We start from the raw sequence: 25,847 nt of genomic DNA, 5'->3' as shown, positions 1-25,847 counted from the left end.
ACGTCCCCAGGTCGCCAGCCCCTATGCGCCGGCACCGGTGTCGGCGGGGCGAGCGTTCCTGCTGCGTGTTTTCGTCGGTACGCTGACGAAACCATCGGGAGGGGATGAGCGTGGGTTTCTTCGACCTGTTCCGCCGCCGGTCACGCACCAGGGCTGTGGTCCCGGCTCCGCAGACAGCTCAGACGACGGCGTTGCAGCCGAAGCCGAGCCCGCCGCGACCCGCAACAGGGCTGCCACCGGTGTCCGTTTCCGTGCCGCGCACTCCCCCACCGAGCATCTACCTGCCGTCGGAGCGGTGGGATGCGTTGCTGGTGCCCAGAGCTGACGGTCGCCCGCCGTTCCGTCTCCGTATGCATGACCAGGCGTTGTGGTTCGAGGAGGAGACGACGGGGCAGCTCGTCAACGTTGCGAACGGGAAGCTCCGGAGCCTGGGGCTGTGGACGGGGCAGCTGCGCGGCACCGAGTATCTTGCGCTGATTATCAAGCACGCGGATCTGTCTCCGGGTGCAGCGCTCAGCCTCGTCCGAGAACCCGACAATGAAGCAGACCCGTACGCCGTGTGCGTGCACGCCGACGCAGGCCCCGTCGGCTACGTCAACAAGCGGATGGCACGTCCGTTGGCGAAGGAACTCGACGCCGGCGTCTCGCTCCGAGCCGTCTCCTTGGGCGGCCGCAGATGGATGGCGGCGGACCCGGACGTTGTCGCTTGGTTGCTGGGACGGCGAACGTAAGCCGTTAGGGCCTCAGCGCCCCGGCCCACGCCCACTGGGTCATGCTGCGTCCGTGAGCGCCGCCCTGAGTCCGTTGCTCAGATGTGAGGGCTGGGTTCCGGGTGAGGGTTCTGTGGAAGTTGGCGGGGGCGGGAGTGTGTCCGGTGACCTGGCTGGTGATGGCGGCGGCGTCGGCGGTGAGGAAGGTGTCGCCGGTGAGCGCTTGAGTGAACGCTGGGTCGGTCCACAGTCGGGTGCGGGCGACGTCTTTCGCGGCCGCGACGATGGTGCCGTGGTCGAATGGAAGGGAGGGTGTTTCTGCCCATTCGTGCCATCCGAGTTCGAAGGTGTCGTGCGACGTGACAATGGCGATGAACGCGATGCTGACGGCCTTGTCGCGGGGGTCGCGGCCGGGACCGTCGAATGCTCCGATCTGCGTCAGATGCCGGACGTCCCCTGCTGGGACGCCGGCTTTGTCGCGGAGGGCGCGGTGGGCTGCTTCGGTGAGCAACTCATCAGCGCCGAGGAGCACGCCGGGCAGCGCTTGCTCTCCCGCGAAGGGGGCGAACAGCCGCTCCGCGGTGCCGTACTGCACCGTCATCGACGCGGCGTCGTACCCGATGGGGACGACGTCGATGGCAATGAGGGGCTGCTGACGGTCGGTCACGTGAATGCTTCCTGTGCTTGGGGTGCGGTGACGACGTTACGGGGTCGCTGTCAGTTCTCAACTGAGGTGAGACTGGTCTCACTGGGTTGAGTGCTGCCCTGGCCTTGCGGCGAGGGAGTCCCCGTGGTGCTGGTGGGGTTGCGGTTTCGTTGGCTCCTGCCCGTGCCGGCTGTTGCTGGCTGGGTCTTCTGGGTGCCTCCACCGCTGACGAACGAGCTACCCTCGTCCGGACCGTTCTCGGCCGCTTGTGCTGCTGCGTGGCGGGCGAGGTTGACTGCGGCGTTGAGGTCACGGTCGATGACCATGCCGCAGGTGGTGCACACGTACTCCCGCTCGGCGAGGGTCAGCTTGGCTTTCACTGACCCGCATCCGGAGCATGTTTTGGAGGACGGGTAGAACCGGTCCGCGCGCACCAGGGTGCTCCCGAACCAGGACGTCTTGTACTGCAGCTGCTGGTGCAGCGTCGCGAACCCGGCGTCCGCGACGGACCGGGCAAGTCCGGCCTTCTGCCGCCGCCGGTTCGGCAGAAACACTCCCGGCCGGCTCGTGTGCGGCTTCGGCTTCGCGCGCGCGGTCATCCCTCGGACGTTGAGGTGTTCGATGCCGACCACGTCGTGCGTCTGCGCGAGTCGGGTGGTGAGCTTGTGGAGCCGGTCCTGCCGGAGGTTCGCCACCCGAGCGTGCACCTTCCGGATGCGGTCCTGTGTTCGCAGCCAGCCCGCGGATGGCTGCTGCCGCCGCTTGGACACGACGTCGTACGGGCCGACCTGCCGGGCGGCCTGCCGCTGCAGGGTGCGAAGCCGGCCGAGGGCAGCGGCGAGGTCCTTCGGGGCGCGGAGCCGTTCCACCTCGGTGCCGTCCGGGCGAGCAACGACGATGAGGTCCTTCACCCCCACGTCGATACCCACCACCGACCGCGGACCCACCGGCCGGGGCCGGACGATGGTGACCTGCTCGACCTGGAACGCGGCAACCCACCGGCCGCGGTCGTAGGAGACGGTGACGGAGTTCACCTTCGCGGAGCCCTGCTCCACGAGCCGGCCGAGCTTCCGGGTGGACTCGTGGGTGTGCACCTTCCCGACACGCGGCAAGTGAATGGTGTGGCCGGACGGGAGCAGCTTCGCGGTGACGCCTTCGAACTTCACGGACGGCTTCGACCGGGTCCGGGTCTTGAACCGCGGGAACCCGACCGGCGCGCCAGCCCGCGCGCCGCTGCGCGACTTGGACCAGTTGTCGAGCGCTGCGGCGAGGGCGAAGCAGCCGGACGTGTATGCCTCCCGGGCGTTCTCCGGCCACCACGGTGCGACCGTATCCCGCCGCGCCACCCACCCATTCCGGAGACTGACTTTCGACCAGGACAGGGACGGGGTCAGGTCCGCGTCGGGGACGCCGTAGGAGCGTTCCGCGGTCCGCTGGTCCAGGTTCGCCCGCACCACGGCGAGCATCGTGTTGAACGCCACCCGCGCCGCGCCCGCGTGGGACAACAGCGCCCGAACCTGCGCAGGGGTCGGGTCAAGCGCGAACCGGTAGGCACGCTGACGTGACCCGACACCACCAGGTGCCGTCGCATCCCGCAACGTCGAACCGCTCACATCCCCTCTATGCGCGGACACCGCCGTCGCCGCGCGTCATTTCCTGCAGCGCTCCATCTCAACGGTGAGAAGCATGCTCACCTGCGTTGAGAAGCGTCAGTCGCCGCGCAGGTGGTGCGCCGGGCGACTCCGTTCCGGTTATGCGCGGAGGGCGGTGCGCGTCTCCATGAGGATCCGGCCGAGGAGGTTCCGCCCCTCACCCGTGTTCGCGTCCACGCCCCAGGTGCGGTCGCCCCAGGTGTTCGCTTCGATGAGTTCGGCGTGACCGGTTGCGAGGAGGCGGTCGGCGAGGTCGGCGTCGGTGAACTTCGTCGCGACGATGTGGCGCATCACTCCGACCTTCGCCTCCTCCCAATCGGGGCGGAGCGGCAGCGACCTGCCGTGGTACTTCGCTTTGGCGGGGGTCGGAGCGGACAGCACGCGTCGGATCCAGGCCGGCGAGAAGGTCTTCGCGCTCTGGAACCGGTGTTCCGCCGTCAGTCCGTCCGCCTCCACGTGGAAGTTCGACAGGAAGTGATCGGCATCCGTGAACCCGTAGATGCGGTCGTTCACGCGGCGGCTCGACGTGTGGCTCGGGCGGCGCGCTCCGCACGGAGTGTGTTGCGAACGTCGGCGAAGGACACCGGGTTGATGAACTCGCCGTCCTTCCAGACCGGCTGGATGAGGCTGCGTGCCTCGTCCTCGGGGGTCGCCTGCTCGACGAGGACCTTCTCGCCGTCGTCGCCGAGGATCACCGCGAGGCGACCCTTTGCCGACTTCTTGCCGCTGCCCGTCTTCGGGTCCTTCTGGATGTCGACGCCTCGTCCGTCCACCTCGGCCCAGGTCGCCTTCACGGCCGAGCCCAGCGAGTCGCGGGTCGTGTACTGGAAGGTGAACGAACCGATGCCGAGGACGACGTTGGTGGACGCCCAGCCCTTCGCGGCGAGGCGTTCGAAGGTGCGCTGGGCGCGGTCGAGGGTGATGCTGTCGCCGTAGATGAGGCCGATGTGCTGGTCGAGGACCTTGAAGCCCTTGGCGTTGACGGTGTGGCCAAACACCTGGTCGAGCAGCTCGATGGGGCCGAGTTCCTCGACGGTGAGCGTGCCGGCGGCCTTCTTCGCCTCGTATTCGGCACGGTTGTCGTCGGTGACGACGTACGTGCCGGTCATGATGTCGACCGGGTCGCCGGAGTCGGGTCGGATGACGAGCTTGCCGTCGCGGGCGAGAATCTTGCTCTTGAGGGTGGGCAGGATCTCGGTGAGCACGGCGAAGAAGTCGTACCCGTCGGCGACTGCGGAAACGATGCCGGCAGGGTACAGGTCGAGCAGGCGTGAGAACGTCTCGAGTTCGCCTTCCTGGCCTCGGAGGCACATCACCGAGTGCTCTGTGGCAGGCACGGATGCGGCGACCCAGCCGTTGTCGCCCGGGTAGTACCGGTCGATGAAGTCGATGGACGGGATGCTGTCCGTCCCGAGGAACGAGAGCAGATGACCAGCCCCGGATGCTGCTGCGGACTCGATGCTGGTCTGCCCGCGCATCGAGAAGTCGTGTGCTTGGAAGTCGATGGCGGCGGGGTCGCCGCCGGTCTTCTCCGCCCACGACTCCATGAGCTCGCGGTACATGGTCGAGATCGTCGCGGACGTGGACGGGTGCCAGATGGATGCTGACAGCGCTGTCTCGATGTAGTTCGGCAGCCAGAAGAAGTCGGGGTGCGTGTTCTCGACGAGCACGGTTGGCACGCCGAACGGTGCCAGGGAACCCTCCGGGAGCCCCTTCACCAGCAGCGGCAGGTAGCCGAGACGGTGGAGCGCGCGGAGGTGGTCCGAGCCGATGTCGTTCGGGCCGAGGTAGTTGAGCAGCACACGCTCGTACTCGCCGGCGACCACGTCCTCGTCCGCCTCGAAGAACGGAGCCCACATCTCGACCAGGTAGTTCTGCAGGAACGCCTGCAGCCCGAAATGCACCGCGTGCGTGGAGCCCGGCAGGAGCTTCCCGGACCGGTTGGTCCAGTTGATGAGGACCTTCGTCACGCCGGGGCCGTAGGCCCGTCGATGGTCGAGCTTGTATCCGTCAGCCGCAAGGAGCCCGGCGATGGGGGTGGCCTTCGTGGGGGCGCCGAGGCGGAGGGTGGTCGGTGCGGTGGCGGTCATGTGGGTTCCGTTCTTCTGGGGGGTGGTTACTTGCGGGCGTTCTCGGGGCCGGTGTCCATGTGGACGTTGCCGTGCCGGTCGATGGTGGGGCGGAGCTCGCTGTTGGGCTTGGAGTAGAGCTCGAGCTTCTGGATCTGGACGGCGCTGGTGTTGCGGATGATGCCGGGCACGCAGCTGTAGATGTGGTCGTTGTCGCTGGCGTCGTGCGCGTCGATGGTGACGATGTCGCCCTGGCCGTTGTCGATGCTCATGCCGACCTGGTAGCGGCGGAAGGAGCCGGTGCCGTTGCTCTTGGCGGAGTAGACGACGGGGACGATCGCGGCAATGTTCGGGTTGAGAGCGATGTCGATGCTCTCGTTGGCGATGTCGCGGCCGGTGCCCCGCTTGATGTCGCCGAGGTGGGTGACGGCGCCGTCGGTGGTGCTTGGGCGGTAGTCGCGCGGGTTCCGCTCGGTGCCGAACTGGGCGACGGTTTCGACGTGCCCGTCGGTGTAGAGGACGAGGGCGAACACGTCGTAATCGGTCCGGTCGGGCCAGGTGACCGTGACCGTGATCTTCGGCGTCTTGGTGAGGCTGATGATCTGGTTCTTCTGGAGGCTGATGCGTCCCTGGGCGACGCCGAGGTCGCTGGCGGTGGCCTCGGTGGTCTTCTTGCCGATTCCGAACATGGTGTCCTTTTGGTGGGTGGAGCGGTGGGCCGCCTGGTGGCGGTTCCTGTGCTCTATGCCGCGAGGGCTGGCTCCGGCGTGGTGATGGCGTTGCGGAGGTAGGCGTCGATGTTGATGGTGTGGAACGCGTCGGCGCGTGGGTCGGTGGGGTTGAGGCCGGCGGGCTTGGGGTTCGGCGCGTAGGAGTTGGTGGTCCAGATCTCGGCGAAGTGGTCGGCGAGGTTCGCGGCGCGGTCGGTGAAGACGCCGTGGGTGACGTAGAGGCCGAGGCGGGTCTTGTCGAGGCCGGTTGCTGCGGCGAGGCCGATGAAGGTGCCGCCGCCGTCGCAGATGTCGTCGACGACGAGGAACTTGCCGGTGTCGGGGAGGGGTTCGCAGGTGAATCCGGAGAGCTCGCGGGTGTTCGGGTCGCGGTGCTTCTCGGCCTTGTAGACGGGGAGCCCGCAGCTCTTGGCGACGGTGGTGGCTCGGGCGATGGCGCCCTTGTCGGGGGCGATGATGCCGGCGTAGCGCTGGGGGATGTCGCGGTCGGGGCGCCCGACGACGTACTTGCGGATGACGGCGGCGGAGCGGATGACGGTGAGGTTGTTGATGAGGTTGGGCATGACGGGCGAGTGCGGGTCCATGCAGATGACCTGGTCGAGGTGCATCGCGTTGATGAGGTCGGCGTAGACCTTGGCGCCGAACGGGGTGCCCCGGTCCTGTCGGGCGCCGGGGAGGTACGGGATGAGGAGGGCGGTCCGGGCGTCGCGCTGGTGTGCAGCGTCGGCCCACATGGCGAGGGTGATGAGGTCGTTGCCGTCGGCTCCGTCGATGCGTGCGACTTCGGTGAGGGGGCCCTTCCCGGTGTTCTCGTTGGCGATGATGATGTGCTGTTCACCGGCCCAGAAGGTGTGCTGGGTGAACGTGGGGGTGGTGGTGTACCCGGGTCCGATGCGGGTGGTGAGGGTGACGGTCATGCGCTCTTCTCGTCTCTGTTTGTCCGGCGGACAACTTCTATTTCGACTGTAGCCCTGTTTGTCCGTCGGACAAACAGAGATGTGGTTCTACGGCGTGTCGCGGTCGGTAGCCTCCCGCCGGTGCCGACGCTCCAAGTCCCGCTGCCGCTCCCCCGCCGTGGCGACGCGTGCGACCAACACGCCGACCCGCGCCATGATGACGGCGAGGAGCACACCGGCAACCGCCCAGACGGCGAGGACTGCGGGGTTCACGCGGCGACCGCCATCGGCTGCCCGATCCCGGCCCGCTCGAGCTGCGCATCGATTGCGGCTCGGATCGCGTCGTGCTGCTCGGCGGGCAGGTACGCGTTGAAGCGGCCGAACAGCTGCAGGAGGTACCCGTCGGGAGCGATTTCCATGTTCGCCAGGAGCTCCCCGTTCTCGCCGTAGACGCCGAACAGGTTGGTGTCGCCGGCTGCGGCAGCTGCGGCGTAGATGCCGATGCAGTGGTGCATGTGCTCGCCCCAGTCGTGCACGGTGGCGGTGCGCGTCGGCGCGACGAGCCGGACTCCCGCGTCGGGGACGCTCAGCCCGTGGAGGGCGACGGTCACCGGTGTCCTCGGGATGGGAAGGTCTTCGTGGCCGATGCGGCGTTCCAGACGTGCTGCTTCGTCGTGGAGGCTCTGCCATGATTTCGGCTTCCGGATGCCGTCGGTGACCCAGTCGCGGTTCTCCCCGTAGTGGTTGAGCAGCAGGCCCACAGCGTGCATAGCGTCGACGATGAGGCGATTCTCCGGCGAGAACACGGCGCCGGTGACCTTCGTGTCGAGCAGGAGCCGCCGTCGCGCAGCAGGGTCAACGAGCGCGAACACGCTGCGCAGACCGCGACGGTCCCACCACGGCTGCGCCGTTCCGTCACAGCGCTCGAGGTACGTCACCAGCCAGTCCACGGGAACGAGGGACCGGACCGCATGGGCGACGCCGGCTCGGTTCGGATCGGCCGCGGCGACGGCGCGGACAAGGTCTCGGCGAACCCTCCGCTGTCCGAACAGCGCCACGGCGACGTCCCGTGCATTGTCGGCACGCCAGGCGATTCCCAACGCACGCGGGACCACCGGCTGCGTCGCGTCGCCCAAGGACAACGGGCGCTGCTGCCCGGCCAGTCCCGGGTACGCCAAGCCGACGAGAAGCATCGGAAGGGTGGCGTTCCGGAGACGGTCCGGAACCTCGCCGATGTTCCGCTCCCAGAGGCGCCGGACCGCGTCGGCAACCCGCTGCCGGAACTGTTCGTTGCCGGTGATGACGGTCGCGGCGTACGGGGTGGCGTTCCGGAAGCGTCGCTCCTGACCGTGCCGCTCGTACGTGAACACGTTGAGGATCCGCCGGCCGGAGCGTCCGGGGCGCACCGACACGACGACGCGGCGATTCCGCTGCCACCGCGTCCACTCCTGCCCAGTCCGCGTGTGCCCGGTGGTCAACGACGAGTAGCCGACCACGACGGTCTCCGGCCGTTCGATGACCATGACATAGTCGGACGGGTACCAGCGGCGTTCCACCCAGTGGGTGGAGTTCTCCTGCACAGTCGGCTGCGGTTTACGCATCGGTTCCTCCGAGGTGGCGTTGCGTCTCGGTCTCTCTATGCGCGGGCCGGTGAGGTTCCCGGCGGCCGCCCGTTGTTCCAGCGGCGGTACTGTTCCCCACTACTGTGTGCAGAAGACGCGGGGGCTACGTCGAGGGGGCGCAGTGTGAGTGGGGATTGGTCGTCGGCGCTGGACGCCGAATTAGTGCGACTGCGCGCTCGCCGCGGATGGTCGTCCACAGCGTTCGCTCGCGCTATCGACGCGCTTCGCTATCGGCAGCCACGTGTTCCCGCGGAGGAAGCCCGCCTGGATCGATACGTGCCGGGATGGCGCGCCAACCTGCCGGAGGACCGACTCGCCGAGCTCCGCGTCGGCGTTTCGTTGCTGCCGCATCTGGTTCGGCTGGCGAACGACGGGGTTCCCTGGCACGAGAATTCGGACTCCGCCGCTGTTGTCGCGGACCTCGCAGCGAACGAACAGCACCTGAGCGCAGCGCATCGCCGGATGCTCACCCAACTCGCCTCCACGCCGACAGCTCCTCCACCAGCAGCCCGGACTGCTCCTGTGCCGCTGGAGCAGCTGACCGCCGCACGGCACTGGCTGCCGCAGCCCACACCGCCGCTGTTCGAACCACCACCGACGGTCGGTCGCCATCCCCTGACCGGCAAGTGGGTGCGGGCACAACGGAACACCGTCGCGGTGGATGGCTTCGTGGTGCAGGTGTTCGAAGACCCCGCCGAGGTGCGGCTCTGGGCACCAACCACCGGTCGGGTGCGGGGCCTCGACCCAGGGGTGTGGGAGATGCGTGTGATTCAAGAGCCGCAGTAGCGGCTACTGCACGGGGCGGGCCCGATGCACCAGAGCGTCGAACAGCTTCCCGCCCGGCAGGTTCAGTGCCACGGTTGCACCGTTCATCGTCGCCAGCTGCGCCGCCTCCGCGACCGTGATGGGACGACGCTTCCCCTCGCGCGGCTCGAAAAACCACTTGCCGGCACGGTCGTACCGGCAGATCTCCCCGTCAGCAGTGGTCGCGTGCACGGAACGGTCGGCGCTCATCGGGTGCGTCCCATCCGGGCGGAGACGACGAGTTCCGACGACCCGACCTCGGCAGCCATCCACTGGGCGCGAGCCTCGTGCTCGTTCGAGGCGCGGATCCAGCCGAGCTGCACCCCCGCCTGGTCGCTGATGCGGTACACCGCGTTCCCGTCCTTCACGCCCATCATGGTTCCTTCCGTCGTCGACACTATGCGCGGACAGGACGGATCTCGTGCGGCGACAGTCATGTCGCGCCGTCTGCACCGTGAGCGGCCGAGAACATCAGAACCGCCCGCTCTCGTATCTCCGCGTCAGTCGCGCCGCTGTTCCGCGCCTCGTTGCACCAGCGGTGCGCAGTGCGGAGGTTGTCGATGTCGTCGTCACCACCGTCCTGCACCTGACTCCGGTGGTCAACCTCCGGGTGCAGGTCGTCGATGAACCGTGCCTGTGGGTCGGTCGGCAGGAAGCAGATCTGGCAGATGTAGCCGTCTCGCTTCAGCACCGCGGCGCGACGAGCCCTGGCGAGGCCTGCGCGGCGCTTCGCTTTCGGCACGGTTCGCCGCCGGCGCTCACGTTCCCCTTGACCGCGTTCTGCGCGGCAGGAGTTGCAGTCGCAGTCGAGTGAGTAGTTCGGGTCCTCCTCGCGTGCTGCTTGCCCGCGGCAGCTGCGATGGAGCGTCACGAGTTCCGCGTAGGCGGCGTTCAACCGAATCACGTCATCCGGACCAAAGGGCCGATATGCACTGCGGTCGACACGAGCCCCGCACGGACAACCGCCGAGTTCGAACTTCGCGAACTCCAGAAGCCACCGGCAGCGCGTCGAGCAGTACACCCGCGTCTTGACGTGTGTTCGGATGACCTGCCCGCAGCTGGCGCATGGCACGCTCAGCAGGGGTCGGTCGGTTCTCACGGTCTGGTTCTAGCAGAAGCGGATGACAGTCCGGCTTTCCGCGGCGCCAGCGTTAGTCGACCCATCCCTGTTCGACGGCGAGTGCGTTTGCCATGGTGTCCGCGGTTTGGGCAACGCCCCCAGCGTTGATGAGGCGGAACATCTCGGCTTCCTCCTGAATGGAGGTCACCCGCGCCTCGGATACGGAGACCGGATTGCGAAGGAAGTTGCGCTGCCATCCGATTGCGAGGTCGCGGAAGCGCACACCTGGTTTCGGCCACCCGGGGACTGGGGTGGTCGTGACGATTTCGTCTTCGGGAACCCAGTTCGCTGGGATCGGGTAGTCGGAGTCGACGAAGCCGCGGAGCGCTTCGATTCGTTGACGACCGTCGACCACCGCGATGTCGCCGGGGCCATTGGCCGGGTTGTACGGCCGAGTGTTGATGGTGATGCTCCCGGTCGGAATCCCGAGGAGCACGGACTTCACCAACAGCTGACGCCGTGTGTCATCCCAAACCGATCCCCGCTGGTAAGGCGCGTCGAGAATGAGTTCCTCGCGTTCGTCACCACGCGTGAAGAACGACAGCGCTCGTGGCCCCTGCTCGAGCTTGAGTCGTTCGATGGGTGCCCCGTCGAACGTGAGCCCCTCAGGCAGGGCGGTGGGAGCGCCGAGGGTGATGTCGTCGGGGGCGCGGCGGTGCTCGCCGAAGCGGGTGTCGTTGGGAGCACCACCGATGTCGCGGCCGCGGATGATGTCGGTCATGAGGTTCCTCCGGCAGCCGCTATTCGGCGTGGCCTTGCTCGACGGCGAGGGCATTCGCCATGGTCTCTTCGGTCTGTGCGACGCCACCGGAGTTCAGCAATCTGAAAATTTCAGCTTCCTCGGAGACGCTCCGAACATGGGCTTCCGATACAGCGAAGGGTGTCATGCGGAAACCGCGCTGGAATGGCTGACTGGTACCGCTGTGGCGAACTCCGGGGACGGGCCACCCTGGCACATCTTCGGTGGTGACGACGTCGTCCGAGTTCAGCCAGGTCGCGGGGATGACAAGGTCGTCGTCGAGAAAGGCGCGGAATGCTTCGATCCGCTGTCGCCCATCGACGCAAGCGTAGTAGGCGCCCGTTGCCTTTGGGCCGCGTTCGTTGATGGTGACCGCGCCGAACGGCAGCCCGAGGAGCGCGCTTCGGATGAGGTCTCGGCGCTGCTGCTCTGACCAGACGGACCCCCGTTGGTATGGGGCGTCAAGGTCGATCTTGTCGCGCATGTATTCGTCAGTGACGAACGACACGGACCGGCTCATGAGCTGCAGGTTCATGTTCTTGAGCGGGCCGGCGAATTGCGGGTCTTCGGCTGACGCGGAGAGCTCGACGTCACCTGCTGGGCGGCGGTGTTCCCCGAAGCGGGTGTCGTTGTGAGCGCCGCCGATGTCACGGCCGCGGACGATGTGGGTCATGACTTGTTTGTGCGCGGCGGCTTGCGTCGGCGGCTTCGGAGAAGGTCCAGTACCAGCCGGGGATGCTTTCGAGGAGGTGTGCTCGTTCGGGAGTGATTCTGGCGCTTCCAGTGCCGGCGTAACCGGCCCGCTGGGTGATCACCCATTTCCCCAGCAGGAGTCCGGCGGGGGTGACGTAGTCGCGGGAGGGGTTCGCGTGTCCGAGCTCGTGACGGAACTCGAGGAGGGCGGTGTAGCCGCGGCGCCAGCTGGCTTCCCACCTGTCCCAGGCCCAGCCGGTCACGGTCTCGAGCAGTTGGGCACGTTCCGCGGCAAGTTCGCCTCGCCTGAACAGTTGCCGTTGGGCTGCGGTCCACGTGCCGAGGGGTAGCCCGCTCGCGCTGACGTAGCGTTGCGGTACCTCTGCGTGTCCATGTTCCGCCTGGAAAGCGAGCAGGTCCGTGAAATGCTGCCGCCATCGCTGTTCCTGCCGGTCGTACCAGTGCTCGCCGAGCAGCTCGGAGAGAGCCCGCTCTTCGATGCTGTCGAGATGCCCGGCTCGGTGCGCCGCCTGCAGGTACTGGTAGTCCGCCTCGAAGATGTCGGTCATGGCACTCCTATGCGGGAGGGCCGGTCGTTCGTGGCTGCGTCCACCCGGTTGGCGCCGCGCACAGAAGGGGTATGCGCTCTCCGTCGTCTCCGCCGCAATCTCGTTGGGCTGTTGGCGCTCCTGAGTCCTGGGGTGGCCGGTTCCGGGAGCAGCAGCACGCCGACGCATCCGATGTGACGCTGAACCCTGATGTGGCCGCTGCGATGAGCTCGGGTACGACGCCGGCGGCGTTGTCGAAGCTGTCGTATGCGAAGGATGAGCAGGTGCGGTCAGCGGTTGCGGGGAACGCTCGTACCCGAGTGAGCGACCTGCAGCGGATGCTGCATCGCGGGGTAGCAGTGCGCCTGGCGGTGCTTGAAAACCCGTCCCTGCCGGAGTCGGATCTGCTCGCTGCGTTCGATGGTCAGGTGCTGGCCGGTACTGCTGACGCTGTCGCCTCGAATCCCGCGGCGACCGGAGCAGTGCTACGGAAGGCCTGGCTGCACGCCAGCCCGAGCACGCAGTTGACCTTGCGTCGCCACCCGAACGCTCCGGCAGATCTGGACGCTGCTGGGAACGCGGGCGAGGACAAACTCTCGGCCTCGGTTCGCACGCCCGCTGAGGTGCTGGCTGACCCCGCTGCGGACCCGGCCGAGCTTGCGGCGCTGGCGTTCACGAAGGATGAGCGGCTCCGCTTCCGGGTTGCGGCTCATCCGAACACACCCGTTCGCGTGTTGACCGGGTATCTGCGGTTGGACCACTGGGCGTTGATGTCGGTCGTGGAGAACCCGTCGCTGCCGGAGGAGACCATCATCACCCGGTTCAGGGAGGGGCCGCGCCTGTTCGACGAGCGGGCTGTCCTCGCCCGGTTGGCGAACCGTTCTCCGATGTCGGCGTCGTTCGCGCGGTTCGTGTTGGAGCGGTGGCGCGAGCAAGGCGGGGTTCGAATGGTGCAGCGTGTGCCCGCGGCCCTGGCCGCGAACCCGGCGGTACCGGAGGAGGTGCTCGCGGAGCTCGCTGCATCTGGCGACGTCGACGTGGTCCGGGCGGTGGCGGCGAACTCTGCGGCGTCACCCGCTACCCGCCGTGCCGCCGAGGTAGCGGAGGCGGCAGCGGCCGCGTAGTCCCAACAGCAACGCCCACCACCTGTCGCAGGTGGTGGGCGTTTTCGCCTGCGGCGACGTCAGCCGGTGATGACGGGCTCGTCGCCGAGGACGGCGTTCAGTCGCGCGAGAACAGCGTCCTGCGCCGTCATGCCGGCGACGACTGGGTGACCGGCTGCGTGGGCGGCGAACGTGGCGGTGGCGGCGGAGACAGCGGCAGTGCGTGCGGCTTCCCAGAGGATGGGGAGCGCGGCGATGACGGCGTCCTGCGCGTCGAGGAGGTACTCCGTGCGGCGCTCCTCGGGGAGGTCGTCGAACGGCATCCGCTGCAGTCCGCAGCTGTCGTGGTCTCGGTTTGCTGCTGCGGTGGCGGCCTGCCGGGCGGCGAGTGCGACCCAGTCGGCGTGGATGGAAGGGAGTGTGGCAGTGACGGTCATGCTCTCCCCTATGCGTTCCGGTGGGAGGGAGCTGGTCAGTCTCTGCGGGAAACCGTAGAGGTTCAGCACCGGCGGCCGAGGCGGCGAATGGTGGGTGAGAGGTCGCGGTGACCCGAACCCGCGAGAGGCCCGTCCGCAGGAGGCGGCCCATGGGGAGGAAGCGATATGCGAACTGCTTCCTCCCCATCCGTGCCTGCCTGCTCTACGCGGCTTGCGCGTACCCGCTGTTCGCTTCCGCTTCGTCGGTGATTGCCCGCTCCACGTGGGCGAGGCGGACGAGGATGGCGTCGAGGTCCGCCTGCCGGTCGAACGGGGCGCTGTCAGCGCGGGCGTCGGCAGCGTCAGCATCCCGCGTCGCCTGGTCGGCGGTGTTGCGAAGCTGCTGCTGCAGCGCGGGAGCGCTGTCCGCCCACCTGTTCAGGCGAGCGTCGAGGTCCGCAGCGATCGCGGCAGCACCGTTCCGACGCAGGGCCGGCGCGATGACGAACGTCTCGAGGATGCGGTAGCTGACGCTCAGTTCGACGACCATGACCTGGTTCTTCCCGACCCGCTGCGACGTGACGGACAGTCGCAGACCGCGCCAGGGGTCACGCGCGTACGAGTGGGCGGTGTCGCGCTGGTGCACTCGGGTGGCGACTGCGCCGAGGTTCTGCGTGTCCTCCGTGGTCGCTTCGGTGAGCGCTCCGAGCGCTTCCCCGATTCGTGTCGCCGCGGCGGATGCGGCGGCGGACTTCTGCCGCTCCTGCCGTGCGTACGCTCGCTCCCGGTTTACGTTCTGCATGTGCACTGCTCGGAGCAGCCGGAGCCGCTGCGCGTCGGAGGAGAGCTTCGCCTGCTCGAGCAGGAGCGGGTTCCCCGCGGCGAGCGCCTTCATCTCCCCGTAGCCGAGGGCGACCTCGGAGACGTCTTCGGCTTCCCGGATGGTCGCGGACGGGTCGTACAGCGCTTCAAACGCACGCTGCTTGCGTTCGATTGTGGAGTATGTGAAAGCGTCGAATGTTGACTCGGTGACGTAGCGGTGGATGGCGACGTCGGAGTTGAGGTTCTTTGGCCGGATGGCTCGCCCTTCACGCTGCGTCATCTCCGCTGGCATCCACGGCGCGTCGATGTGGTGCAAGGCGGCGAGGCGGGTCTGGATGTTGGTGCCCATACCGACCTTGGCGGTGGAGCCGAGGAGGACGGACACGGACCCGTCGCGGCAGGCGCGGAACAGGTCGGCGCGGGCCTTGTCGGTGGTCGCGTCGTGCACGAACCGGATTTGGTTCGCGGGGATACCGCGGCGGACCAGGAGGGTGCGGAGCCGGCCGTACACCTGCGTGTCGCCGGGCTTCGGGGTGCCCCAGTCCAGCAGCGCCAGCTGGAACACACCGGTGACGGTGCTGTCGCCGTAGGTGCGGTTGACGCCGTCGTGGTAGATGGCGGCGATGTCGTCCGCGGCGAGGATGAGCTTGGTGGAGTCCTCATCGATGCCGACCAGGCGCGGGTCGATCGCTGCCTTCCGGCCGTCGTTGCAGATCAGGAGCATGCTGTCGTCGACCTGCCGGCCGGTGATGGTGAACCGCTTGTCTTTCAAGCCGTTGTGGAGGCGGTCTGCTCGCACTGCGAGTGCGCGGATGTACTGCAGCTGCTGCGGGGACGGTTCGGCGACTCGCTGCTTGATGTGGGCGGTGGGAACGTCGAGGCCGAGCTGGTCTGCGGACATGATGTCGGCAACCTGCCGGAGCATCGTCTTGAGCTCGGGGAGGTTCTTCACCCCGACGGGGCGACGCTGCATGCGGAACCCGGAACCGTCCGGGGCAACTTCGATGTTCGTCTCGTAGTTGACGAACGTCGCCACCCACGGGTCGAACATCTTCACGCCGGCAGCGGTCAGCAGCTGCGGGGCGAGCAGACGCAGCCACACCCACGTCTCCGCGAGGCTGTTCGACCAGGGGGTGCCGGTGAACAGGGACACGACGGGCTTCCCGGGGTGCTTCGCTGCGAGCGCTTCGACCTTGAGGAGCAGGTCCGTGGCGCGCTTGGAGGAGCCGGTGCCGAACCCGTTGTCGCGGGACTTCGTGTTCGTCGGCAGACGGCGGAACAGGTGCGCTTCGTCCACCATGATGTAGTCCACCCCGAGCTCGTCGAACAACACCGAGTTCTCGTCGCGCACCCCGTGCCGCAGCTGCTGCAGCCGCGCTTCGAAGGTGCGGAGGGCTCGGGCGATGGCTTTTGCACCCTTTGCACCGATGACGGAGCCGACGGTCATCGCCTCCTGCAGGTCGAACTTCTGCTGCTGCAGCCACCGCTCCTCGACGTCCGGGGCCACCGGAAGGGAGGTGAACGCCTGGTGGGTGATGATGACCGCGTCCCAGTCTCCCGTTGCGCAGCGGGCGGCGAACAGGCGTCGGGTGTCGGCGCGGAGGTCGTCCTCACCGGCGATGAGGAACCGGGCGGTGGGGAACGCCTGCTGCGCCTCGCGGACGATCTGGTCCAGCAGATGCTTCGGGACGGTGATCAGCGGCTTCCGCGCCAGACCGAACCGACGCAGCGTCATCGCGGCGAGCACCATCGACAAGGTCTTCCCGGCTCCCACGGGGTGGGCGATGAGGGTCCGTTCGGTGGAAAGGATGAGGTCCACAGCGTTCTTCTGATGCGGCCACGGGGTGACCTGCTCGGCGAGGCCGGGGAAGGTCAGGTAGGAGCCGTCGGCGATGCGGGCGACGTGGGAGTTGAACCGTCGGTTATATTCGGCGAGGAGGCGGATTGCCCGCTCACCGTCCTCCCACACCCAGACGGAGAACCGGTCCTGCATGAGGCGGAGCTTCTCTTCCGCGGCGATGGTCTCCTGGTTGTTGCGGACCTTCACGCTGCGGCCGTCGATCCACTCCTCGTCGGTGATGACGGGGCTGGTGCCGTTGAGGGCATGTTCGAGGATGCGCATGGTGGTCATCCGGGCGGTGCCGTACTGGTCGAGGGCGGACCGGGATGCGGACCCGTCGGCCTCCCACACGGCGGCGGCCGCGGTGTACTCCACCTTCGCCCATCCGGCGCCGAGCTCGTCCTTGGCGAACTGCTCGATGTCCGCGGCGGGGATCCACGGAGCGCCGAGGCGGGCGCTGACGTCGAGGACCCCGACCGGTGCGGGCAGCACCTGCTCGAGCGCGTCAACGTTCCGCTGGTACGCCGGGTTGGTGGCCGCGAGGTGCCGTGCGTCCTCAAGCTTTTGGCGGACGTTGCCGGACAGGTAGGTGCTGGCAGGGACGGGCACGCCGTGGTCGAGGTAGACGAGGTCGCCGAGCGTGTCGAGGGCGGCGACCGGGCCGGGAAGGTTCAGCAGTTCCGCGATACGGCGCAGGTCGATGCGTCCCAGCTCGCCGAGGCACACCGCGACCGCTTCCTCCGGGGTGTCGACGCTGGTGACGGGGGTGGCGCGGTGGTTGACACGGCGGAGGAGGATCGCAGCAGGTGCGGCGTCGCCGGTGTCCTGGTTGAACTCCTCCAACGCGAACACGGTCGCGGAGTCCGGGTCCTGCCGGAACCCGCCGAGCCGCGGCCGACGCCACGTGTACGTCGGGTCGCCGGTCTCCGGGTCAGGCTTCCCTTCGACGAGGACGCCACGGTTGAGGTGTCCGTACTTCTGCACGTACGCCGCGTACAGGTCCCGGGCGGTGGTCCTGGCCGGGGTGATGACGGTGTCGGCGGTGTCCGGGTCCGCTTCGAGGGCGAGGAGTGTCGTGGCGGCGTCGCGGAGCGCTACGAGGGCGCGGAGTTCCGCGGAGTCCTTCATCAGCACGGGAACACCGTCGGTGATGACGTGCAGCTTCCCGTCGATGAGGTGGAACGAACGTTCCTTCCGGCCCGACTCATCCTCGGTGACCACGTCGGGTGCCGGGGTGCCCTCCGCCCGGTTGGTCATCGGCACGAGCGTGGCTGCGGCAGCGGCAACTGCGGCGCGGATCTGCTCCTGCGGGTTGTCGGCGATGACGACGAGGGGGTTCTTGTAGAACGACGTGACCTTGAGGTCCCCGGCGACATGCGTGGGGTACTTCCCCCAGTACGCGTTGATGTCCGTGGGACTACCTGACCGCCGCCGTGCTGCGCGGTCACCCGGGGTCGCGGGTTCGACCCGTCAGCGCGGGCGCGGTTCTCCGCGAAGTTGTCCCACCCGTGCGCCCTGGCACCTCGAGCGTTCTTCCGAAACGCGAGGATGTCGGCGACAACCTCGGTTCCCTCGCTGCCGAACGCTCCCGACGGCAGCCGAACCGCGGCGATGAGTCGCGCGTCGGTCTCGTCGATGACCTCGTCGATGCCGGAGGTGGAGTCCATCGTGTGGCGGGAGGTGATGACGATGACGTATCCGCCGGGGCGGACCGCGTCGAGGGCGCGGCGGATGAAGTACGAGTGGATGGTGCCGTTGCCGTACACCGGGTCGTACACGTACGACTGCCCGAACGGAACGTTCCCGACGACCGCGTCGAAGCTGCCGGCGACGAACGCGGTCTTCTGCAGCGGCGCTTCGATGATGTCAGCGCCGGGGTTCACGGCCCGGGCGATACGAGCGGACACCGGGTCGATTTCCACGCCGGTCCAGTTGACGGGCCAGTCGTTGGGTGCAGCGGCCATGAACCGGCCGGACCCGCACCCGGGTTCCAGGACAGCGCCACCGGTGAACCCGGCAGCGCGCAGCAGCGCGTACACCGCGTCGACGACGACCGGCGGAGTGAAGTAGGACGTGTCCACCTGCCCTGCAGCGGACTCGAGCTCCTCCTCGGAGAACATGCGCTCGAGCCGTTCCCGGATGCTCCCCCACGCACCCGACGTGCGGTCCTCGAACGCCGGCGCCAACGCACCCCACCCCGGCCAGGACAGCAGCTGCGCGCGACCAGCGCTGGTGAACTCACCAGCGGTCAACAGCTCCAGCGTGTCGATGGCGTGAAGGGCTCGCTGCACAGGGGTTGCATCAGTCACACACCCTCTATGCGCGGACGAACACCGACCCGTGCGGCGTCACTGCGGGAAGTCGCAGATGGAGACCTCGTTGTAGGAGCCCTCCTGCGCGAGGCTGCTCGCGAGAGTTTGCCCATCCGACGGGAAGTACCACAGCAGCTTCTGGTACTCGAGCTTGCCGTTGCAGATACCGAGGTCGTAGGCGTAGATGCTTGCCGTGTTCTGAGGTGCACCTGCGACCTCAGCGCCTGATGTGTCGTCGGTGGAGGTCCCGGTGCCCGTAGCACTCGGACCGCCCCATGACGCCCACGTGATGTCCCCTACGACGCTGGTTGGGTCTCCGCCGAAGTCGATGACTTTGGGTCGTGCCGCCCCAAGGCCGGCGGTGTAGCCGTTGGGAAAGGCCGCGAGGTCGCCCAGTACGGGTAGGACGGCGGCTGGTGGGCTGATGGTGATGCTGTACCCGCCTCCGCCGAGGAGTGTGTCGACGGTGGCGGTGGCGGCGTTGGCGATGAGCTGGAGTCCGTCAATAATCCAGTTGATGGCGCTGAGGAGTAATCCGGCGGCCTTGGCGAATGCTTGGTCGGCGGCGGCGAGGGCGGGTTTCATGCAGTGCAGTGTCTGGTCTAGCGCGGCGTCCAGGAACTTGATGACGCCGACCGGTGTTGTCATGTTCGCCTCTGCCATTTCGTCGACGGGCATCAGGCAGTCCTGAGCGGTTCCGAGCACGCGGAGGGCTTTCCGTTCTGGTCCGGTGAGGGTAGTGAGGACTGTGCTCCATTTCTTGGTGGATGAGACGGTCTTGGTAGCTGTGCTGACATCGCCAAATCCGCCAGCTTCCTGGAACTCGAGCAGGAGCAGGACGGTTTGAAGGGCGAACATGCTGACGTCGGCGAGGTAAGCGCCGGGGTTCGGGGTGATGTTCACGCCTTGCCTGGTGGTGGCCGTGTCGATGAATGTGTACGACTGGCCGCCTTGCAGGAGGTACATGTTGTCGCTCTTGCTTCCACGGCGCGCTTGGAGGCCGACGAGTACGCGGGGAAAGGCGTCAAGGATGGACTTGTCCTCATCTTGAATTTTGAGGCCCGGGGTTGCTTCCACGGCGACGGCGTAGTGGCGAGCGTTCGTTACGGTCAGGGTCGGTTGCCGGTTGCTGGTTCGCCCGGTGCACCAGTACACGCGGTTGCCTGATGAGGACGTGACGGTGACTCCGGACGTCTGCTCTACGGCTGCGCCGGCGCAGGCGGGTTGCGGTGCTGACGCGGTGACGGACAGCAGTCCGTTCACTGCCGAGGTCAGCGACGACAGCAGCGCCGATGCGTACTCGAGGTACCAGAACGAGAAGTGATTCGTGGTGATGCTCACCCCAGACTGGGTGGTGGTCACCTGCGTGTCGTAGCGGAGCTTCCCGGTCGATGTCTCCGACCAGCCGACGAGGGGTGCCGGTTCGCCCTTCTGCATGGGGTGCGCGACGCGGATCGTGGCGCTTCCGGTGAGCTTCGCCCCGGTCAGCGCTATGTGGAACCCGGTGAGTGTGGCCCCGCGCGACACCTTGGTAACGGTGACCGAGCCGTTCCCATCAAGGTGCCCTTGGGGTACGTCGACGACCACACTGTCGGAGGTACGGAGGTCCACTGCCTGCCCAGACAGAAACGTGGCGTGGTCGGCCGACACGGTCTTCGCCGGCGGGACGGTCTTAGTGCAGCCAGCGGCAGCGAGCATTAGGGCGACGCTGATGACGATGGTGACCACACTGCGAACACGCATCACGCATCACTGCCCCAACAAGAGGACGACTCGGGTTCGATGATGCTAGCAGCCCTTGGGCGGCACCGTCACCTGCACCTCACTCCTGCGCCCACGAGGTTTCGTACATGTTGTTGAGGAGGCGGTTGATGGCGGTGTAGTCGGGTTGGTCGGGCAGGTTGGACGTCTCCGCGGCGGCGCGGATCTGGGCGGTGAGCTCGTCTGACATGCCGACGACGTCGTCGAGGGTGTATTCGCCGGCACGGATTCCGCGGAGGGTTGTCAACTGCTCACCGTCGAACGGGATGGTGATCTGTCCGGTGCGGATGAGTTCGAGTCCCTGCAATCCGAGTTTGACCATGTGGTACCCGAACTTGGTGTCGAAGGAGTGCTTGGCCACAAGTTCTGGCCTTTGGACGCGGGCGCCGCGCTCACCAAGCATCGCCTTTTTCTGCGAGTCGAGGTAGCCGAGGAACTTCGGCGCGGCCGCCTTTGAGGCGAACAGGTGCCGGTGGTTGAGGAGCATCCGTCCGACGTCGTTGAGCACCTCGTATTTCGGTAGGTGCAGCAGCACGTACATGTTCGGGTTTCCCGCCGCGGCAAGCGTCGCCCATTTCCGCAACCCGTACACGGTGGTGTCCAGGTCGTCGGGTCCGCTTTTGTGCCCCTCCTTGGCGGAGGAGTGCCGAATGCTGTCGAATTGGGACAGGCCGGTGACGAACGCGCGCGGCTCTACGCGGATGGCGTGGAAGTCCCGGTCGGAGTTTTCGTTCCCGGTTCCGTGCGCGCGGGACCCATACTCGCCGACGAGGACGGTGCCGGTGGGAAGCCAGGAGAACTCGGACGGGTAGGCGGTCATGGACGTTCTATGCGCGGCCAACGCCACCCGCCGCCGCCGCGAATCGACCCCCCTGCTGACTGCGCCCCGGCCGCTAGGCTCGCGGCGGATAGCCCGGCAGCGTGAGGAGCACACGATGAAGCAGTTCGACCGTCACACGTGCGTCGCTCCGGACGCCTGATGAACGCCTCCGCCAACGACCCGATTCGCGACGATTACGACCTGGCAGTGGCGTTGGCCGTTGCGCTGCGAATTGCGAAGCATGCCGGAGACATCCGCTGGGAACGGGAACTGCACGCGACGCTCCTGCAGACGGTGCACACGCTCGGACTGAGCATCCCAGACGACGAAGAGATGCCGGCCACCATCGTCACCACGAACGGTTCCTTCGACACGGAGCGGCTGCACACGCTGCTCCGGCTGGACAGCGGAAGTTCTCCCGCCTCCGGCCTCGGCGCCCTGCAGCGTGAGGTGGACGTACGGCGAGACGAGGAGGCAGCGCAAGGTGCGCGTGCGCTCTCGCTCGCGCAGGAGTTCGCGACATGGGCGAAAGCACACAGCGTCACACCGACGCCGCTCTTCAAACGGGAACAGGAGGAGGTGGGCTGGGAAAGGGACATCCGGTACTTCCCCGGTTCCGAGGTGCTCGCGGAAGGCTGGGTACTGGAGCTGGAAGTCAACGGACGCGCGCAGACGTTGATGGTGACGACGGACGGCACCCGTGTCCTTCATTCCGACTACACGAACGGTGCACGCACGGTAACCACTCCGCCGCCTCCGACACAGTCCTTTGAGACGGGGTGGAGTGAGTCTCGAGTGGCGGGGCTCCGGGAGGGGATGCTGGCGTTCATGAGGCGGCACGCCGAGGCTTGAACCTCTCGCAGTACCTCACCGTGGCCTACTGAGCGCCGCTTCGAGGTGAGCTCGCTCCTGGTCGGTGAGGGCCTTCCGCCCGGGCCCTGCTGCCCATTCCGCGGCGTACTCGGCTCGCTCCCGATGCGTGAGCGCGTCGTCACCAACGTTCTCCGCGCATGCATCGCAGAACGCGCTCGCGGCCTCCTCCTCTTCGAGGTCGCGGCCGCAGTCGTCGCAGGTGTCGGACACCCAGTCCCCTCGGCGGCCGCAGTCGCTGCAGTAGCCGTCACGGACGGTGCCACCGCAGTTCCCGCACATGGGAAGGGCGTTCGGGTCCGGCCGCTCGAGGAGGAGGTTCGGCAGCGGCCGCTCCTGCAAACCGAACTGACCATTCGAGTGGCGGGCGGCTTCCCGGGCAGAGTCTGCGGTCATGCCTGACGTGTGCGCGGCCGTCTCAGCGGACGCCGTCGTGGCCAACGCCGTGCCGGTCGTCCCAGCAGGAGTCGCAGACGCCGTCGATGCTGACACCGGGTCCGTAGCAATCGAGGCATCGGTCGCTGTCGTCGAGGAACTCGTACGACTCGTCATCGCACAGGACACACAGCCCAGCGGCCGCTCCGCTCGTCCCGCAGTCGGCGCAGAGCGCTTCCCCAGCGTTGGACGCTATCGGTTCCGGCCGTCCCGTCACAGCGTCCATCCGGGTCCTGTGGGCACTGCTGTGCCGCGGCGTGCTGCTGCTGATGCGTCGCCGCAGCGTTGGTCGGCTCCTTCATTGAGGGTGTTCCCTCGGTGGCCTTTCACCCACTCGGTGGTGATGTCGCGGCCGGTCATCTCGGCGCGGAGGGTGGCGACGAGGTCGGTGTTCTTCGACGCGTTGTTCCCGCCCATGATGCCGAGGACGTACTTCGAGTCGATGAGGATGTGCAGCCGTGCGCCGGTGCCGGCGGTGGCGCGGAGGAGGTTCAGCACCGCGGCGAGTTCTGCGCGGTTGTTCGTGGAGTTCCGGGCGCCTCCGGCTGCCCAGCAGGAGGCGGAGACGTACCACGCCCATCCTGCGGGGCCGGGGTTCGGGTTCGCGGACCCGTCGGTGGCGACGATGATGCGTCCGTCAGGTGTCGTCTGAGATGCGGAGGTCATGCCGGCTTCTATGCGCCGCGTTGCGGGTCCGCTGACGAACGTCCCGACGGTCACGGACGCCGCGGGGCTGAATGACTGGGCGTGCGGCTTAGTGGGCGCGCCACCCGCAGTTCGTGCAACCCTACGCGCGGGCCGTTCCGCGTCGCCGACGACCGGTGATCCGCGCGACGGTCTCGCACGGTCAGCTCATCGGCTTCGGACCTCGAGCGGGAACGTGCGGTCGTCCATGAGATCCACGACGACGAGGTCGCCGAGGACCTCGATGGTGAATGCTTCCGCTGCGAGCGCGGGGGCTGCGTCGGCGAACGCGTCGAGGGTGTCGAGGACGTCGGTACTCAACGTTGCCGGCAACGTGATGTAGCCGAAGCGGCGGCTGGTCGCTTCGAGTCGTTCCATGTGCACGGCGGAGTCGGCCATGAGCGTCCCGTCTGCCGACGCGGATGCGGGGTGCGTTCGCGGGCAGCTGGAGCGTATCGAAGATGACGGTGGCGGCGACCGATCCGGACCTGGTCGATCGCCGCCATGGTGGAGCGTTACGGAATGAGGTACGTGCGGATGGTGCTGCCGTCGGCGCCGGGGAGCGTTTCGGATCCGTCCTTTGCGCCGATGAGGCCCCCGAAGAGACTCGGGGCGCTCGCGATTCGGGTGGCGAGGGTGTCCCGGCTCCCGCCGCCGGCGAGTACGTCGGGGCCGAGGTTCATCAGTCGGGCGCTGTCGTACCGCAGGATCTCGGTCGCGTGCTCGAGCATCTGGCTCTCGTCGACGACCACCACGTCGTCGCCGTTCGTCTCAAATCGAACCATGCCGAACCACGGGTTGACGCTGGTGACTTCGGCCGCGTCGTTCGGCTTCGCCTTGGCGTACGCGTCGAGGAGCTCTTCGTGGGCCTCCGCGATGTCGACGTCCCAGTCCTCGTCGTGTGCGCTGAGCTTCGGGTACGCCTTCGCCCGAGCGTCCCGGGCGAGCTGCTTCTCCAGCCGGTACTCCGCTGCTTCCCGGTCGTCGTACGTGTACTCGTTCCCGGTGATGTGCACACCGCGGAGAACGGTGAATGTGCCGTCGTCGTTCAGTGCGACACGCCACGTGCTGGTGAACGCCGCGATGCGCCTCCGCAACGGCAGGTCGAGGGACCGACTCCACATCTCGTTGAACGCCTGGAAGTTGTACTTCGGGGACCGCTGGTTGACCCGCTCGAGCATCGTTGCGTACGCCTCGACGGAATCCTCACTGAGGCGGCTGAGCTTCATTGCGAAGTCCGGGTCGGCTCCGTCGAGTTCGCGGACGCTCTCATCGAAGAGGTTCTTCTCAAGCTCGATGGCTTCGCGGAGGTCCTGCGCGTCCTCGATGAGGGTCCATGACTCTCCGCCGGGGTGCTTCGCGTCGTACGCGAGCGCGAGCGCGTCGTCCTCGGCGTGTTCCTGCGCGGCGAACGCTCCGCCGGAGAGGCCGGTGACCTTCGGGATGCCGGGGCGGTCCTTTCGGCGGGTGCTGTTACCAGTCATGTCCAGCATGTGTGCGGCAGCAGGCGGCGACGGCTTGCGCCGCTTGCTCGGCTGAGTCGGGCATGTGTGTCCCGTCTGCCAGCGTACAAGCGGTAAGCGTTCGGAGAGCGGCCGAATCGTTCCGAGCACGTCGCAGGGTCACCGGAACCCGGGCAGCAGCAGCAGATGCGGCTGCCCCGGTCAGGACAGGATGGTTGCCGCGAGCTGCAGCTGCTGCTTGATGATGGGGGTGCACTGTGCGAGGCGGTCGCCGACCGTCCGCTTGGCGTGCGGCGAGTCGGTCCGCTCGGCCAGAACGCTGCCGGGGAGGGAGTCGATGCGTTCCCATCCGGTCGGGGTGAGCAGGTCGGACGCCACGTACGACTGCTCCGCGTAGGAGTCACGGCGGAGGTAGATGCGGACCTTCTGCTCCGGCGCGTCCCCAAGTGCGGGAAGCACGACGATGCGTTCGACGGTGTAGTCCTGCCGCCCCTGGGCGAACCGGTCGGTCAGGACCGGTTCAGCGTTGGCGAGGCGTGCCGCTGCGCGCCCGGCAGCGGTGTCCGGGACAGCGCTTGCAGCCGCGGTTGGACTGTGCAGCGCGACGTCGTCCGCGTCGCCGTGTTCCTGGGACGCGAACGCTCCGCCGGAGAGTCCGGCAGCCTTCGGAACACCTGGCTTGTCCTTGCGGCGGGTTGGGAGCGTCGTCATGCCCTGAATGTACGCGGCAACACGAAACCGATCGAGTTGAACGTGCACCGCCCTGCCGGGCAGCCGTCAGCGTCGGCGGCGGCCTCTGCCCGCCGTCGAAGCCGTTGGCGGTCGTCGCGCCAAGCAAACAACCCGCTGTTGTGGGCAACGGAGACGAGGACACCTGCCAAGGACATGGATGTGTCGCCGTGCCTAAGCGTTCCGAACACCGAGTTGGGGTGAGGGCCGCACTGTCTTCGCTGGTCGCCGGTGATGCAAGGTAAATCGAACATCCGTCTAAGGTGCGGAAGATGCAACACGTTCCGGCGACGACTCGGGCTCAGTCGCGGTGGATGCCGAGGCGATCGCGATGAGCAGCGTCGTGTCCCTATGCGTGGTCC

At 67.5% G+C, this 25,847-nt stretch carries 28 protein-coding genes; 4 read left to right on the top strand and 24 right to left on the bottom strand.

The genetic code is table 11. From position 1 onward, the window contains the following. Positions 1-350: 350 nt before the first annotated feature. Entirely contained in the window at positions 351-731 is a 381-nt protein-coding gene (locus DEI94_RS18480; RefSeq protein ID WP_181441660.1) for an HIRAN domain-containing protein, read from the top strand. 4 nt (positions 732-735) lie between these two features. On the opposite strand, the gene DEI94_RS18475 is transcribed toward DEI94_RS18480, so the two are convergent. From DEI94_RS18475 to DEI94_RS18440, 8 genes are all read right to left on the bottom strand, one after another. Continuing rightward, entirely contained in the window at positions 736-1,377 is a 642-nt protein-coding gene (locus DEI94_RS18475) for an NUDIX hydrolase (RefSeq protein WP_111025052.1), read from the bottom strand. 50 nt (positions 1,378-1,427) lie between these two features. Then, positions 1,428-2,969 (bottom strand): IS607 family element RNA-guided endonuclease TnpB, encoded by a 1,542-nt coding sequence (gene tnpB / locus DEI94_RS18470; RefSeq protein ID WP_220038747.1) that lies wholly within the window; start codon positions 2,967-2,969, stop codon positions 1,428-1,430. A 138-nt stretch (positions 2,970-3,107) separates the two neighbouring features. Continuing rightward, positions 3,108-3,521, bottom strand: coding sequence for an NADAR family protein (locus tag DEI94_RS18465; protein WP_181441659.1), 414 nt, complete (start codon positions 3,519-3,521; stop codon positions 3,108-3,110). Then, positions 3,518-5,098 carry a nicotinate phosphoribosyltransferase gene (locus DEI94_RS18460; RefSeq protein WP_284183753.1) on the bottom strand — a complete coding sequence of 527 codons (1,581 nt, stop codon included), beginning with the start codon at positions 5,096-5,098 and terminating at the stop codon, positions 3,518-3,520. The genes DEI94_RS18465 and DEI94_RS18460 overlap by 4 nt, the downstream gene beginning before the upstream one ends. Positions 5,099-5,124: 26 nt before the next feature. Beyond that, positions 5,125-5,766, bottom strand: coding sequence for a TerD family protein (locus DEI94_RS18455; protein WP_284183752.1), 642 nt, complete (start codon positions 5,764-5,766; stop codon positions 5,125-5,127). Positions 5,767-5,819: 53 nt separating this feature from the next. Next, on the bottom strand, positions 5,820-6,725 hold the full coding sequence (locus DEI94_RS18450; protein WP_111027499.1) for a ribose-phosphate diphosphokinase: 906 nt from the start codon (positions 6,723-6,725) through the stop codon (positions 5,820-5,822). A gap of 87 nt (positions 6,726-6,812) precedes the next feature. Next, a complete protein-coding gene (locus DEI94_RS18445) occupies positions 6,813-6,977 on the bottom strand; it encodes a hypothetical protein (RefSeq protein WP_181441874.1) in 165 nt (54 codons plus the stop codon). Beyond that, entirely contained in the window at positions 6,974-8,305 is a 1,332-nt protein-coding gene (locus DEI94_RS18440; RefSeq protein WP_111027498.1) for a PcfJ domain-containing protein, read from the bottom strand. The genes DEI94_RS18445 and DEI94_RS18440 overlap by 4 nt, the downstream gene beginning before the upstream one ends. Positions 8,306-8,449: 144 nt before the next feature. Here DEI94_RS18440 and DEI94_RS18435 point away from each other — a divergent pair, with 144 nt between their 5' ends. Beyond that, positions 8,450-9,112: a hypothetical protein gene (locus tag DEI94_RS18435; RefSeq protein ID WP_284183751.1), complete on the top strand. Its 663-nt coding sequence runs from the start codon at positions 8,450-8,452 to the stop codon at positions 9,110-9,112. Between the two features lie 3 nt (positions 9,113-9,115). Here the strand turns inward: DEI94_RS18435 and DEI94_RS18430 are convergent, their stop codons facing one another. The 6 genes from DEI94_RS18430 to DEI94_RS18405 are packed head-to-tail and all read right to left on the bottom strand — an operon-like array spanning position 9,116 to position 12,251. Beyond that, positions 9,116-9,340: a hypothetical protein gene (locus tag DEI94_RS18430; protein ID WP_111027496.1), complete on the bottom strand. Its 225-nt coding sequence runs from the start codon at positions 9,338-9,340 to the stop codon at positions 9,116-9,118. Further along, positions 9,337-9,504, bottom strand: a complete 168-nt coding sequence (locus DEI94_RS18425) for a hypothetical protein (RefSeq protein WP_181441873.1) — start codon at positions 9,502-9,504, stop codon at positions 9,337-9,339. The genes DEI94_RS18430 and DEI94_RS18425 overlap by 4 nt, the downstream gene beginning before the upstream one ends. Before the next feature lie 59 nt (positions 9,505-9,563). Then, a complete protein-coding gene (locus DEI94_RS18420) occupies positions 9,564-10,229 on the bottom strand; it encodes an HNH endonuclease (protein WP_111027495.1) in 666 nt (221 codons plus the stop codon). A 52-nt stretch (positions 10,230-10,281) separates the two neighbouring features. Beyond that, the gene (locus DEI94_RS18415) at positions 10,282-10,971 is read right to left on the bottom strand and encodes a DUF262 domain-containing protein (RefSeq protein ID WP_181441872.1); all 690 of its coding nucleotides are present in this window, start codon (positions 10,969-10,971) and stop codon (positions 10,282-10,284) included. Between the two features lie 19 nt (positions 10,972-10,990). Then, positions 10,991-11,662: a DUF262 domain-containing protein gene (locus DEI94_RS18410; protein WP_111027493.1), complete on the bottom strand. Its 672-nt coding sequence runs from the start codon at positions 11,660-11,662 to the stop codon at positions 10,991-10,993. After that, complete coding sequence (locus DEI94_RS18405) at positions 11,637-12,251, bottom strand: helicase associated domain-containing protein (protein ID WP_181441871.1); 615 nt, start codon at positions 12,249-12,251, stop codon at positions 11,637-11,639. The genes DEI94_RS18410 and DEI94_RS18405 overlap by 26 nt, the downstream gene beginning before the upstream one ends. Positions 12,252-12,550: 299 nt before the next feature. Here DEI94_RS18405 and DEI94_RS18400 point away from each other — a divergent pair, with 299 nt between their 5' ends. After that, entirely contained in the window at positions 12,551-13,354 is an 804-nt protein-coding gene (locus tag DEI94_RS18400; protein ID WP_111027491.1) for a hypothetical protein, read from the top strand. Positions 13,355-13,413: 59 nt separating this feature from the next. On the opposite strand, the gene DEI94_RS18395 is transcribed toward DEI94_RS18400, so the two are convergent. The 5 genes from DEI94_RS18395 to DEI94_RS18375 all read right to left on the bottom strand — a co-directional run bounded on the left by DEI94_RS18395 (position 13,414) and on the right by DEI94_RS18375 (position 21,304). After that, entirely contained in the window at positions 13,414-13,770 is a 357-nt protein-coding gene (locus tag DEI94_RS18395) for a hypothetical protein (protein ID WP_111027490.1), read from the bottom strand. 202 nt (positions 13,771-13,972) lie between these two features. Then, entirely contained in the window at positions 13,973-17,668 is a 3,696-nt protein-coding gene (locus tag DEI94_RS18390) for a helicase-like domain-containing protein (protein ID WP_111027489.1), read from the bottom strand. Continuing rightward, complete coding sequence (locus DEI94_RS18385; protein ID WP_146249553.1) at positions 17,665-18,663, bottom strand: methyltransferase domain-containing protein; 999 nt, start codon at positions 18,661-18,663, stop codon at positions 17,665-17,667. Before DEI94_RS18385 ends, DEI94_RS18390 begins: the two co-directional genes overlap by 4 nt. Positions 18,664-18,759: 96 nt before the next feature. Beyond that, on the bottom strand, positions 18,760-20,451 hold the full coding sequence (locus DEI94_RS18380) for a hypothetical protein (protein WP_146249552.1): 1,692 nt from the start codon (positions 20,449-20,451) through the stop codon (positions 18,760-18,762). A 94-nt stretch (positions 20,452-20,545) separates the two neighbouring features. After that, positions 20,546-21,304: a nucleotidyltransferase domain-containing protein gene (locus DEI94_RS18375; RefSeq protein ID WP_111027486.1), complete on the bottom strand. Its 759-nt coding sequence runs from the start codon at positions 21,302-21,304 to the stop codon at positions 20,546-20,548. A gap of 159 nt (positions 21,305-21,463) precedes the next feature. Between DEI94_RS18375 and DEI94_RS18370 the strand changes: the two genes are divergently transcribed. Continuing rightward, complete coding sequence (locus tag DEI94_RS18370) at positions 21,464-22,156, top strand: hypothetical protein (protein ID WP_111027485.1); 693 nt, start codon at positions 21,464-21,466, stop codon at positions 22,154-22,156. 15 nt (positions 22,157-22,171) lie between these two features. Here the strand turns inward: DEI94_RS18370 and DEI94_RS18365 are convergent, their stop codons facing one another. The 5 genes from DEI94_RS18365 to DEI94_RS18345 form a co-directional block, all read right to left on the bottom strand. Continuing rightward, a complete protein-coding gene (locus DEI94_RS18365) occupies positions 22,172-22,666 on the bottom strand; it encodes a hypothetical protein (RefSeq protein WP_284183750.1) in 495 nt (164 codons plus the stop codon). A gap of 156 nt (positions 22,667-22,822) precedes the next feature. Beyond that, positions 22,823-23,275, bottom strand: coding sequence for a ribonuclease HI (locus DEI94_RS18360; RefSeq protein WP_111027482.1), 453 nt, complete (start codon positions 23,273-23,275; stop codon positions 22,823-22,825). Positions 23,276-23,461: 186 nt separating this feature from the next. Further along, positions 23,462-23,692: a hypothetical protein gene (locus DEI94_RS18355; RefSeq protein WP_111027481.1), complete on the bottom strand. Its 231-nt coding sequence runs from the start codon at positions 23,690-23,692 to the stop codon at positions 23,462-23,464. Between the two features lie 116 nt (positions 23,693-23,808). Beyond that, positions 23,809-24,777: a hypothetical protein gene (locus tag DEI94_RS18350; RefSeq protein WP_146249550.1), complete on the bottom strand. Its 969-nt coding sequence runs from the start codon at positions 24,775-24,777 to the stop codon at positions 23,809-23,811. A gap of 180 nt (positions 24,778-24,957) precedes the next feature. Continuing rightward, positions 24,958-25,467, bottom strand: coding sequence for a hypothetical protein (locus DEI94_RS18345; protein ID WP_111027479.1), 510 nt, complete (start codon positions 25,465-25,467; stop codon positions 24,958-24,960). Positions 25,468-25,847: the final 380 nt, after the last annotated feature.

The organism is Curtobacterium sp. MCBD17_040 (genome assembly GCF_003234805.2).
Lineage (GTDB): Bacteria > Actinomycetota > Actinomycetes > Actinomycetales > Microbacteriaceae > Curtobacterium.
This window is presented reverse-complemented; position numbering and strand designations above follow the sequence as displayed.

Excerpts from the sequence above, each read along its gene's own strand:
- DEI94_RS18480 (WP_181441660.1), top strand. The coding sequence starts at position 351 with ATGCATGACCAGGCGTTGTGGTTCGAGGAGGAGACGACGGGGCAGCTC.
- DEI94_RS18460 (WP_284183753.1), bottom strand. The coding sequence starts at position 5,098 with ATGACCGCCACCGCACCGACCACCCTCCGCCTCGGCGCCCCCACGAAG.
- DEI94_RS18455 (WP_284183752.1), bottom strand. The coding sequence starts at position 5,766 with ATGTTCGGAATCGGCAAGAAGACCACCGAGGCCACCGCCAGCGACCTC.
- DEI94_RS18450 (WP_111027499.1), bottom strand. The coding sequence starts at position 6,725 with ATGACCGTCACCCTCACCACCCGCATCGGACCCGGGTACACCACCACC.
- DEI94_RS18440 (WP_111027498.1), bottom strand. The coding sequence starts at position 8,305 with ATGCGTAAACCGCAGCCGACTGTGCAGGAGAACTCCACCCACTGGGTG.
- DEI94_RS18430 (WP_111027496.1), bottom strand. The coding sequence starts at position 9,340 with ATGAGCGCCGACCGTTCCGTGCACGCGACCACTGCTGACGGGGAGATC.
- DEI94_RS18425 (WP_181441873.1), bottom strand. The coding sequence starts at position 9,504 with ATGGGCGTGAAGGACGGGAACGCGGTGTACCGCATCAGCGACCAGGCG.
- DEI94_RS18415 (WP_181441872.1), bottom strand. The coding sequence starts at position 10,971 with ATGACCGACATCATCCGCGGCCGCGACATCGGTGGTGCTCCCAACGAC.
- DEI94_RS18410 (WP_111027493.1), bottom strand. The coding sequence starts at position 11,662 with ATGACCCACATCGTCCGCGGCCGTGACATCGGCGGCGCTCACAACGAC.
- DEI94_RS18405 (WP_181441871.1), bottom strand. The coding sequence starts at position 12,251 with ATGACCGACATCTTCGAGGCGGACTACCAGTACCTGCAGGCGGCGCAC.
- DEI94_RS18395 (WP_111027490.1), bottom strand. The coding sequence starts at position 13,770 with ATGACCGTCACTGCCACACTCCCTTCCATCCACGCCGACTGGGTCGCA.
- DEI94_RS18390 (WP_111027489.1), bottom strand. The coding sequence starts at position 17,668 with ATGACCAACCGGGCGGAGGGCACCCCGGCACCCGACGTGGTCACCGAG.
- DEI94_RS18375 (WP_111027486.1), bottom strand. The coding sequence starts at position 21,304 with ATGACCGCCTACCCGTCCGAGTTCTCCTGGCTTCCCACCGGCACCGTC.
- DEI94_RS18370 (WP_111027485.1), top strand. The coding sequence starts at position 21,464 with ATGAACGCCTCCGCCAACGACCCGATTCGCGACGATTACGACCTGGCA.
- DEI94_RS18360 (WP_111027482.1), bottom strand. The coding sequence starts at position 23,275 with ATGACCTCCGCATCTCAGACGACACCTGACGGACGCATCATCGTCGCC.
- DEI94_RS18355 (WP_111027481.1), bottom strand. The coding sequence starts at position 23,692 with ATGGCCGACTCCGCCGTGCACATGGAACGACTCGAAGCGACCAGCCGC.
- DEI94_RS18350 (WP_146249550.1), bottom strand. The coding sequence starts at position 24,777 with ATGACTGGTAACAGCACCCGCCGAAAGGACCGCCCCGGCATCCCGAAG.
- DEI94_RS18345 (WP_111027479.1), bottom strand. The coding sequence starts at position 25,467 with ATGACGACGCTCCCAACCCGCCGCAAGGACAAGCCAGGTGTTCCGAAG.